The sequence below is a fragment of the Streptomyces regalis genome, from assembly GCF_001509475.1.
GTDB lineage: Bacteria > Actinomycetota > Actinomycetes > Streptomycetales > Streptomycetaceae > Streptomyces > Streptomyces regalis.
The window spans coordinates 1-10,226 of the sequence record NZ_LLZG01000095.1 but is presented as its reverse complement, the minus strand read 5'-3'; the positions used below and the strand labels follow the sequence as shown (position 1 = coordinate 10,226).

Here is a 10,226-nt window from a genome sequence, read left to right as displayed (position 1 = left end):
TCAGCCCGTCCGGCGTTTGAGGACGAGGCCCGTTCAGGGCCGAAGCGGGGGTCCAGGGGGCGGCAGCCCCCTGGCGGGGTCGAAGGGGCGGAGCCCCTTGAGGATGGGACGGGTAGGGGCGGCGGGGGCGAAAAAAACGAAGGCCCCCGGGCAGAACACCCCCGAGGGCCCCACACGCACCGCCCGATCAGACGGCCTCCGCCACCGCAACCTTGGCCGACACACCGTCCGCCGCCTCAGCGTCCCCCTCCGGCCCCGCCCCCTTGAGCGGAACCTCCTTCACAAACACAGCCGCCACCAGAGCAACCACAGCAATCACGGCCCCCAGCAGAAACGCCGAATGCGTCCCAGCCGACACCGCATGCTGATACGCCTCCCGCACAGCGTCCGGCAACTTCTCCAGACCCGCCGCATCCAGCTGCGCCGACTGCTCGGTCACCTTCGCCCCCAACGCCCCGCCCCGCTCGGCCATGACGTCCTGCACCCGGCTGTTGAACAGCGCCCCCATGATCGCCACACCGAACGAGGATCCGAGCGTACGGAAGAGCGTGGTGGACGAGGACGCGACACCCATGTCCTTCATCTCGACACTGTTCTGCGCGACCAGCATCGTGATCTGCATCAGACAGCCCATACCGAGCCCGACCACGGCCATGTACACACCGGAGGTGAACCGACTGGTCCCGGTGTCCATCAGCGACAGCAGATACAGCCCGACGATCATCAGCACACTGCCGACGACCGGGAACGCCTTGTACCGCCCGGTGCTCGTGGTCACCCGGCCCGCGACCATCGAGGTGACCAGCATCGCCCCGAGCATCGGCAGCAACAGCAGCCCGGAATTGGTCGCGGAAGCACCCTGCACCGACTGCTGATACAGCGGCAGGAACAGCGTCGCACCGAACATCACGAACCCGGTGATGAACCCGATCACGGACATCAGCGTGAAGTTCCGGCTGCGGAAGATGTGCAGCGGCACGACCGGCTCCGCCGCCTTGGTCTGCCAGAACACGAACCCGACAAGCGCCGCGACCCCGATCCCGACAAGCTCCATGATCACCGCGGAGGTCCAGGCGTACTCCGTACCGCCCCACGTGGTGACCAGCACGATCGCGGTGATCCCCACGGTCAGCAGCGCCGCCCCGAGATAGTCGATCCGCGCCTGCGTCCGCTTCTTCGGCAGATGCAGGACGGCACTGATCGCGGCGAGCGCGACGACGCCGAGCGGCAGGTTGATGTAGAAGGCCCAGCGCCAGCCCCAGTGGTCGGTGATGGTGCCACCGACCAGCGGCCCGCCGATCATCGCCAGCGCCATCACGCCGGCCATCATGCCCTGGTACTTGCCCCGCTCCCGCGGCGGAATCAGGTCACCGATGATCGCCATGACGCCGACCATCAGACCGCCGGCACCGAGCCCCTGCACGGCCCGGAAGGCGATCAGCTGCCCCATGTCCTGGGCCATGCCGCTCAGCGCGGACCCGATCAGGAACAGCACGATCGACGACATGAAGACGCCCTTGCGCCCGTACATGTCGCCGAGCTTGCCCCACAGCGGAGTGGAGGCTGCGGTCGCCAGCGTGTACGCCGTCACGACCCACGAAAGATGCTCCAGACCGCCCAGATCACCCACGATGGTCGGCATCGCGGTGCCAACGATCATGTTGTCGAGCATCGCGAGCATCATCGTGATCATCAGCGCGAGCAGTACGACCCGTACGCTCTTCGGCTGTTTCCCGCCCGGCTTCGCCGCCCCCGGCTCAACTGACTTCGTGTCCGCCATGATTCCCTCTACCCCCGGCCACTTGCTGGCACTTACTTGCCGCCCGGCTAGTTGTCTACACTCAGGGAAGGTAGGCGCGTAACTAGCCGGGCGTCAAGTAAGTTTTATGGAAAGCCGAGGAGTACGAGGATGGGCGGCACCATGGACGGCACCAAGCAGCGGCGCCGCGGGAACACCCGCCAGCGCATCCAGGACGTAGCCCTCGAACTCTTCGCAGAACAGGGCTACGAGAAGACCTCCCTGCGCGAGATCGCCGAGCGCCTGGAGGTCACGAAGGCGGCCCTGTACTACCACTTCAAGACCAAGGAAGAGATCATCGTCAGCCTCTTCGAGGACCTGACGCAGCCGATCGAGGACCTGATCGAGTGGGGCAAGCAGCAGCCGCACACACTCGAGACGAAGCAGGAGATCGTACGCCGCTACAGCGAGACCCTGACCGGCGCGGCCCCGCTGTTCCGCTTCATGCAGGAGAACCAGGCCACGGTCCGTGAGCTGAGCATCGGCGAGATGTTCAAGAACCGCATGCTGGGCATGCGCGACATCATCATCGATCCGGACGCCGACCTCGTCGACCAGGTCCGCTGCATCAGCGCCCTGTTCACGATGCACGCCGGGATGTTCGTCCTGAAGGACCTCGAAGGCGACCCCGAGGAAAAGCGCAAAGCCGTCCTCGAGGTCGCCACGGATCTGATCACCCAGGCGCACAAGGGCGCCTGAACGGCTCGGCGACTCAGATCGTCAGGCCCTTGGCCCGCAGGAAGGCCACGGGGTCGACCGCGGAACCGTAGTTGGCGGTCGTACGGATCTCGAAGTGCAGGTGCGGCCCGCTGGAGTTACCGGTGTTGCCGGACTTGGCTATGTGCTGCCCGGTCTTGACGACCTGGCCGACCTTCACGTCGATGCGCGACAGGTGGGCGTACTGGGAGTAGCTCCCGTTGCCGTGCTTGATGACGACGGCGTTGCCGTACGCGGGACCGTCGCCGGCGCCGTTGCCGCCGGCCTTGACGACGGTGCCGCCGTGCGCGGCCACGACCTGGGTACCGCTGGCGACGGCGAAGTCCTGCCCACTGTGGGTGGACTGCCACATGCCGCCCGCCTGGGCGAAGCTGGCGGACTTCGTGTACTTCTTCACCGGGCTCACCCAGGCGATGGCCTTCTTCGCGGGGGCCTTCTTCGCGGCGGCGGCCTGAGCCTGTACCGCGGCGGAGACACCGGTGGCGGAGCTCATCTCGGCAGCGACCGCGCCTCCGGCGCCCAGCACGACCGAGGCCCCCAGGCCGGCGGCCAGCACAGCGGCACGGGTGCGGACCGAGGACGTACGGGACGGACGGAACGAGAAGCGCGGGGACATTCGAAACCTCATGGGGACGACGACAGAGAAAACCACCCGGCGCACAAGTCCTCACCGAATGGCTATCCCTTGGTAACCCCGCTCCCCCCGAACCCCAAAACCCCTGATCTACGACGAAAGCTAGTACTACCCCGCAAAAATCTATTGATCTTGACAGAGCACCCAATACAGACGAACCAGTACTGGCGCGCTAATAAGCCGCCGGATTTCAAGCGGAAGATACCTTTTGCCCGCCAGTCAGTCCCCACTATTCCCGCTAGTAACGGACAAATCGCCTGTGCGGCATGTCACCGCCGAGCGCAATCACGAGACCCCGGAATGTGACGGGCGCTACGCCTCCCACTCCGGCTTTCGGCAACAAATCCGCGCCCAACTATGTGAGCGACGCCTCAAGTTGAGCTACCGTCCGGTAACCCGCTGGTTCCCCACCAGCCACCCCGAACCACGAACATGCACGCGACAACCCAGCGCACGTGACGTGAGAGGACCCCCCACATGACGCTTCGCCCCTGGGCTCGCCGAATAGCGGTCAGCACCGTCTCCGCGGCGGCCCTCGCGGCACTCGCGGTCCCCGCCGATGCCGCGACGACCGCGACGAGCACCTCCACCGCCTCCACCACCGCCACCACGGCAGCGGCCGAGGACGTCGACTACGACACCTGGCAGAAGGACTGCCAGGCGGTGATGGACCAGGCGCTGCTGGATCTGAAGCAGCGGATCGCCAACACCAAGCCGGGTGAGAAGCAGGCGATCGTCTTCGACATCGACAACACCACCCTGGAGACGGACTTCGGCTTCAGCTACCCGCAGCCGGCCAACAAGCCGGTCCTGGAGGTCGCCAAGTACGCCCAGGAGCACGGCGTCTCCCTGTTCTTCGTGACCGCCCGCCCGGGCATCATCTACTCGGTGACCGACTACAACCTCAAGCACGTCGGCTACCAGGTCTCCGGCCTCTACGTGCGCAGCTTCGTCGACCTCTTCAAGAACGTCGCCGACTACAAGACGGCTCAGCGCGTCGACATCGAGTCGAAGGGCTACACGATCATCGCGAACATCGGCAACAGCGCCACCGACCTGTCGGGCGGCCACGCCGAGAAGACGTACAAGCTGCCGGACTACGACGGGCAGCTGTCGTAAGCCACCCCCTTTGAGTCACCTCTTGGGCATGCGAAAGGGGCCGGTGCGGATAAGCACCGGCCCCTTTCTTCGGCTCAGCCCCCGGAGGGTCAGGCCTCCTTGCTCAGGTTCGGCCCGGTTCCACCGGCCGCCTGCTCGATCGGCGGGACGTCCGGCAGCGCGGACTTCTCCTCACCGCGGAAGGTGAAGGTCTTGGCCTCGCCCTCGCCCTCGGTGTCCACGACCACGATGTGGCCGGGGCGCAGCTCGCCGAAGAGGATCTTCTCCGACAGCGAGTCCTCGATCTCGCGCTGGATGGTCCGGCGCAGCGGCCGGGCGCCCAGCACGGGGTCGTAACCCTTCTTGGACAGCAGCTCCTTGGCGGACTGGGAGAGCTCGATGCCCATGTCCCGGTCCTTCAGGCGCTCGTCCACCTTGCCGATCATCAGGTCGACGATCCGCAGGATGTCTTCCTGGGTCAGCTGCGGGAAGACGACCACGTCGTCGACGCGGTTGAGGAACTCGGGACGGAAGTGCTGCTTGAGCTCGTCCGACACCTTGTTCTTCATGCGCTCGTAGTTGGTCTTCGTGTCACCCGAGGCCGCGAAGCCCAGGTTGAAGCCCTTGGAGATGTCCCGGGTGCCGAGGTTGGTCGTCATGATGATGACCGTGTTCTTGAAGTCCACGACCCGGCCCTGGGAGTCGGTCAGACGACCGTCCTCCAGGATCTGCAGCAGCGAGTTGAAAATGTCCGGGTGGGCCTTCTCCACCTCGTCGAAGAGGACGACGGAGAACGGCTTGCGGCGGACCTTCTCGGTCAGCTGGCCACCCTCTTCGTAGCCCACGTAGCCGGGGGGCGAACCGAAGAGACGCGACACCGTGTGCTTCTCGCTGAACTCCGACATGTCGAGGGAGATCAGCGCGTCCTCGTCACCGAAGAGGAACTCGGCGAGCGCCTTGGACAGCTCGGTCTTACCGACACCGGACGGACCGGCGAAGATGAACGAACCACCCGGACGCTTCGGGTCCTTCAGACCGGCACGCGTACGGCGGATCGCCTTCGACAGCGCCTTGACGGCGTCGTTCTGACCGATGACCCGCTTGTGGAGCTCGTCCTCCATGCGGAGCAGGCGGCTGGACTCCTCCTCAGTCAGCTTGAAGACCGGGATGCCGGTGGCCGTGGCGAGGACCTCGGCGATCAGCTCGCCGTCGACCTCGGCGACGACGTCCATGTCGCCGGCCTTCCACTCCTTCTCCCGCTTGGCCTTGGCGGCCAGGAGCTGCTTCTCCTTGTCGCGGAGAGAGGCGGCCTTCTCGAAGTCCTGCGAGTCGATCGCAGACTCCTTGTCGCGGCGGACGCCGGCGATCTTCTCGTCGAACTCGCGCAGGTCCGGCGGCGCGGTCATCCGGCGGATGCGCATCCGGGAACCGGCCTCGTCGATCAGGTCGATCGCCTTGTCCGGCAGGAAGCGGTCCGAGATGTACCGGTCGGCCAGGGTGGCGGCCTGGACCAGCGCCTCGTCCGTGATGGAGACGCGGTGGTGCGCCTCGTACCGGTCGCGCAGACCCTTGAGGATCTCGATCGTGTGCGGCAGGGACGGCTCCGCGACCTGGATCGGCTGGAAGCGGCGCTCCAGGGCCGCGTCCTTCTCCAGGTGCTTGCGGTACTCGTCCAGCGTGGTCGCACCGATGGTCTGCAGCTCACCGCGGGCCAGCATCGGCTTCAGGATCGAAGCCGCGTCGATGGCGCCCTCGGCGGCACCCGCACCGACCAGCGTGTGAAGCTCGTCGATGAACAGGATGATGTCGCCGCGGGTGCGGATCTCCTTGAGTACCTTCTTCAGGCGCTCCTCGAAGTCACCGCGGTAGCGGGAGCCGGCGACCAGCGCGCCGAGGTCGAGGGTGTAGAGGTGCTTGTCCTTGAGGGTCTCGGGCACCTCGCCCTTGACGATGGCCTGGGCGAGGCCCTCGACGACGGCGGTCTTGCCGACGCCGGGCTCACCGATCAGGACCGGGTTGTTCTTGGTACGGCGGGACAGCACCTGCATGACCCGCTCGATCTCCTTCTCGCGCCCGATGACCGGGTCGAGCTTGGACTCACGAGCGGCCTGGGTGAGGTTCCGGCCGAACTGGTCGAGGACCAGGGACGTCGAGGGGGTGCCCTCGGCAGGCCCGCCGGCGGTGGCGGTCTCCTTGCCCTGGTAACCGGAGAGCAGCTGGATGACCTGCTGCCGCACCCGGTTGAGATCTGCGCCCAGCTTGACCAGGACCTGGGCGGCGACGCCCTCGCCCTCACGGATCAGGCCGAGCAGGATGTGCTCCGTGCCGATGTAGTTGTGGCCCAGCTGAAGGGCCTCGCGGAGCGACAGCTCCAGGACCTTCTTGGCACGGGGGGTGAAGGGGATGTGCCCGGACGGGGCCTGCTGCCCCTGCCCGATGATCTCCTCCACCTGCTGGCGGACCGCCTCGAGCGAAATCCCGAGGCTCTCAAGGGCCTTGGCGGCGACACCCTCACCCTCGTGGATCAGGCCCAGGAGGATGTGCTCGGTGCCGATGTAGTTGTGGTTGAGCATCCGGGCTTCTTCCTGAGCCAGGACGACAACCCGCCGCGCGCGGTCGGTGAACCTCTCGAACATCGTTAATCGCTCCTCAGAGCGGTCAGGCAGTGGGGGGAACTTCCCCTCCCTGTCCTTCCGCAGCTTAGTCCCGCAAGCGGGGACCGCTCATTCCAACTGCCGACACCGTCGATGGCCTCCTGACCCCGCTAACGCCGACATCTGCTCCAACCCGATGGTGCGAGACGATGTTCCCGCAGGCCAGGTGGTTACCCTCACCATCAGTACGCCGATGGCGAACGCGAGACCCACTGTCCTGCGTGTCGCCCCCTCCCACTAGGGATGTCTTACCCGCTGGGACTGACACTCCATGCCGCGCCCCCCGGTTCCCTCCGCTACGGGCGAACAACCTTGCGCCACCCCACACCCCCGAGCGCCCCCTCTTTCGACACCCTGCGCATTCGCTAGAACACCCAGCGTAACCGGCACGTCCATTCGGCGGTTTCACCTGGCATGGTCGGCACCCGTCCCGCGATCGCCACGGACTCCACCACGATCCCTCTCCCCCGTCGGCCGCCCGATCCGAGCGATCGGGTCCGCCGGTGGTACGAGAACGAACTGGGCTGGCCGGTGGTGCCCGGGCACCCGGGATCCCCCCTGAGCCTTCGCGTGGGTCTGCGCTTCGACGTCCTGGACGTCCCGGCCGAGGCGGGCCGCGCGGCACTGCGCCATCTGACGCCTCACTCCCCGGTGGCCGCCCGGGGCGGGCGGATGCGGCTACTCCTGGCCGCGGGCAGCGCGGAGGAGGTGCCGGGGGTGCTGGACTGGCTGGAGTGGGGCACGCTGCCCCTGGACCTGACGACGCTCGGCGAGGGCGACCTCATGGAGGCGCCCCTGCCACCCGAGCAGGGGCCGGTCATGGCCGTACGGCCTCTCGATACGCGACTCGATACGCGACCGAGGCAGGCCGTACGACGTCCTGACGTGCTGGAGCACTGCGGGGTGCGGCCGCTTCCCCTGGGCCGCCCCGACGCCGTGCAGGGGGCCGCCGTGTGGCTGCGGCCCCCCGAGCCTGGGGGCGAGGTCGAGGCCTCGCTGCCGACGCTGTCGGCCATGGGGGGCGGTGGGGGCGCCCCCGATCTGGTGCGGGTTCTGGACACGGTGGCAACGCATTGCCACCGCCTGCGACTGCGACGCGGGTACGCCCAGCCTTTCGTCTGTCCGTAGATCAGGCGTTGCCCTTGGATCAGGCGTTGGCCTTCTCGTATGCCTCGCGAATGGACGCCGGAACGCGGCCGCGGTCGTTGACCTCGTAGCCGTTCTCCTTCGCCCACGCGCGGATCTGCGCGGTGTCCTGGCTGCCACCGGAAGCGGCACGCGCCTTTCCACGCCCGCCCGAAGCGCGGCCTCCGGTACGACGACCGCCCTTCACGTAAGGGTCGAGAAGGCCACGGAGCTTGTCCGCATTGGCAGTCGTGAGATCGATCTCGTACGTCTTGCCGTCCAGCGCGAACGTCACGGTCTCGTCCGCCTCGCCGCCGTCGAGGTCGTCGACAAGAAGGACCTGAACCTTCTGTGCCACCGGATTTCCTTTCATCGATAACTTGAGGGCCGGGGGTCTGCGGCGTCCGCCGTTTCGCCGTCCCCTGTTATATGCAGTACTGCAGTACGTCGGAAAGCAAACCGCTTTTGCTGGAAAAACACAAACCCTCGGGAGAGACCGACTGCCCGACCGCGGTCCGGAAACATGCGCGTTTCGGACATAGGGCACCTGGGCAGGGTCACCCGCCGGAATAGAGGGCGGCGATCACAGATGCAGAAGCATCCGGCTGTTGCCCAAGGTGTTCGGTTTCACTCGTTCGAGACCGAGGAACTCCGCCACGCCCTCGTCATAGGAACGCAGCAGCTCCGCGTAGACATCGGTGTCCACCGGCGTCTCGCCGATCTCGACGAAGCCGTGCTTGCCGAAGAAGTCCACTTCGAAGGTCAGGCAGAAAACCCGGCGAACGCCGAGCCAGCGCGCGGTGTGGAGCAACTTCTCCAGCAACTGATGACCGACGCCGGCGCCCTTCAGGCCGGGCTTCACCGCCAGAGTGCGGACTTCCGCCAGGTCTTCCCACATCACGTGCAGGGCGCCGCAGCCGACGACCTCGCCGTTGTCGTCACGTTCGGCGACCCAGAACTCCTGGATGTCCTCGTAAAGCGTCACCGTGGCTTTGTCGAGCAGGATGCGACGCTGGACGTACTCGTCAAGGAGACGACGTACCGCCTGGACATCGCCGGTGCGGGCCCGCCGGACGGTGATGGCTTTTGCGGTGACTTCTGGGCTCTCCACCGAGGAGCTCTCGGCCGAGTGGCTCTCTGCTGACATGAGCGGACGCTATCGCCCGTCGGGCTCCTGCGCCGAGCCGGGGTTCTCACTGCCGGTATCGGTACGGGTATCCGGGCTGGTATCGCCGCTGGTATGGGGGGTCGTATCGGTGCCGGTATCGGTGCTGCGGGTATCGGTGCCGCTCGTATCGGCACTGTCGGTATCGGTGCTCGTAACGCGGCGCGTATCGGGCGGTTGCGCGGGTTCGGGCGTTTCCGGGCCGCCCACGATGCGTACGGCGTCCCGCAGGGCCCCGCGCTGTTCCTCGCTCATCATGCCGAAGAAGGCGACGAGTGCAGCGGCGGGGTTGTCGCTCTGCGACCAGGCGTCGTTCATCAGAGCGGCGGCGTAGGCGGCCCGCGTGGAGACCGCCTCATATCGATAGGCCCGGCCTTCCGCTTCGCGGCGCACCCAGCCCTTCTGATGGAGATTGTCCAAAACGGTCATCACCGTGGTGTACGCGATGGACCGTTCCTGCTGAAGATCTTCCAGGACTTCTCGAACGGTCACCGGGCGGTTCCACTTCCACACCCGCGTCATGACCGCGTCTTCGAGTTCTCCCAATGGGCGAGGCACAACTCAGCACAATAGTGGGAGATCTTGATGTTCGCGTGCCGAACGTGCACTTCCTCCAGCAAACAGGAACAAAAAGGGCGTACGACTCGGAAAGCGTGGGGCTTTGAGTCGTACGCCGTTGAGCGCGTCGGCGCCCAGGTTCAGGCGTCCGGGTTCGCGGGGGCCTGGCGGGTGGCCTCCACGCGCGCGAGGGCGGCGTCCACGGCCGCGTCCTCCTTGGCCTTGTTGGCTCCGCCCTGGGTCTTCACGATCACCCTGATCAGACCGATGAAGAACACGGCCATGACGGTCGGGGGGAGGAGTGCGGAGACGTAGTCCATGCGTCCAGGGTAGCCAGGGGTGGCTTGAGCGGTGGGCTCCGGGGGCCACCTCGGAGCCCACCTCGTCTCGGCGTCAGCCTGCGGCGAGCTGTTGGGGTCGGGTCGTGGGCGGTGGGGTCGGTTTACGGCGCGGGAAGACCTCGCCGGGGGTGGGGAT

General features: G+C 66.6%; 10 protein-coding genes. 3 read left to right on the top strand and 7 right to left on the bottom strand.

All coding sequences use genetic code 11. The features are described from left to right. Positions 1-187: 187 nt before the first annotated feature. Complete coding sequence (locus ADL12_RS15145; RefSeq protein WP_062702597.1) at positions 188-1,780, bottom strand: MDR family MFS transporter; 1,593 nt, start codon at positions 1,778-1,780, stop codon at positions 188-190. A gap of 129 nt (positions 1,781-1,909) precedes the next feature. Here ADL12_RS15145 and ADL12_RS15140 point away from each other — a divergent pair, with 129 nt between their 5' ends. Next, positions 1,910-2,497 (top strand): TetR/AcrR family transcriptional regulator, encoded by a 588-nt coding sequence (locus ADL12_RS15140; protein WP_062702595.1) that lies wholly within the window; start codon positions 1,910-1,912, stop codon positions 2,495-2,497. Between the two features lie 13 nt (positions 2,498-2,510). Here ADL12_RS15140 and ADL12_RS15135 read toward each other — a convergent pair whose 3' ends face one another. Further along, entirely contained in the window at positions 2,511-3,131 is a 621-nt protein-coding gene (locus tag ADL12_RS15135) for a M23 family metallopeptidase (RefSeq protein WP_062702592.1), read from the bottom strand. Between the two features lie 495 nt (positions 3,132-3,626). Here ADL12_RS15135 and ADL12_RS15130 point away from each other — a divergent pair, with 495 nt between their 5' ends. Further along, positions 3,627-4,268, top strand: coding sequence for an HAD family acid phosphatase (locus ADL12_RS15130; RefSeq protein ID WP_062702590.1), 642 nt, complete (start codon positions 3,627-3,629; stop codon positions 4,266-4,268). Between the two features lie 89 nt (positions 4,269-4,357). Here the strand turns inward: ADL12_RS15130 and ADL12_RS15125 are convergent, their stop codons facing one another. Then, positions 4,358-6,883 carry an ATP-dependent Clp protease ATP-binding subunit gene (locus ADL12_RS15125; RefSeq protein WP_062702588.1) on the bottom strand — a complete coding sequence of 842 codons (2,526 nt, stop codon included), beginning with the start codon at positions 6,881-6,883 and terminating at the stop codon, positions 4,358-4,360. A gap of 432 nt (positions 6,884-7,315) precedes the next feature. On the opposite strand from ADL12_RS15125, the gene ADL12_RS55570 reads away from it, so the two are divergent. Further along, complete coding sequence (locus tag ADL12_RS55570; RefSeq protein ID WP_062702586.1) at positions 7,316-8,029, top strand: SCO3374 family protein; 714 nt, start codon at positions 7,316-7,318, stop codon at positions 8,027-8,029. Positions 8,030-8,048: 19 nt separating this feature from the next. On the opposite strand, the gene ADL12_RS15115 is transcribed toward ADL12_RS55570, so the two are convergent. The 4 genes from ADL12_RS15115 to ADL12_RS15100 all read right to left on the bottom strand — a co-directional run bounded on the left by ADL12_RS15115 (position 8,049) and on the right by ADL12_RS15100 (position 10,069). Further along, positions 8,049-8,384: a histone-like nucleoid-structuring protein Lsr2 gene (locus ADL12_RS15115; RefSeq protein ID WP_030959275.1), complete on the bottom strand. Its 336-nt coding sequence runs from the start codon at positions 8,382-8,384 to the stop codon at positions 8,049-8,051. A gap of 225 nt (positions 8,385-8,609) precedes the next feature. Continuing rightward, a complete protein-coding gene (locus ADL12_RS15110) occupies positions 8,610-9,173 on the bottom strand; it encodes an amino-acid N-acetyltransferase (protein ID WP_062702584.1) in 564 nt (187 codons plus the stop codon). A 9-nt stretch (positions 9,174-9,182) separates the two neighbouring features. Beyond that, positions 9,183-9,713: a BlaI/MecI/CopY family transcriptional regulator gene (locus ADL12_RS15105; RefSeq protein ID WP_062702582.1), complete on the bottom strand. Its 531-nt coding sequence runs from the start codon at positions 9,711-9,713 to the stop codon at positions 9,183-9,185. Between the two features lie 176 nt (positions 9,714-9,889). Further along, positions 9,890-10,069 carry a hypothetical protein gene (locus tag ADL12_RS15100; RefSeq protein WP_062702580.1) on the bottom strand — a complete coding sequence of 60 codons (180 nt, stop codon included), beginning with the start codon at positions 10,067-10,069 and terminating at the stop codon, positions 9,890-9,892. Positions 10,070-10,226: the final 157 nt, after the last annotated feature.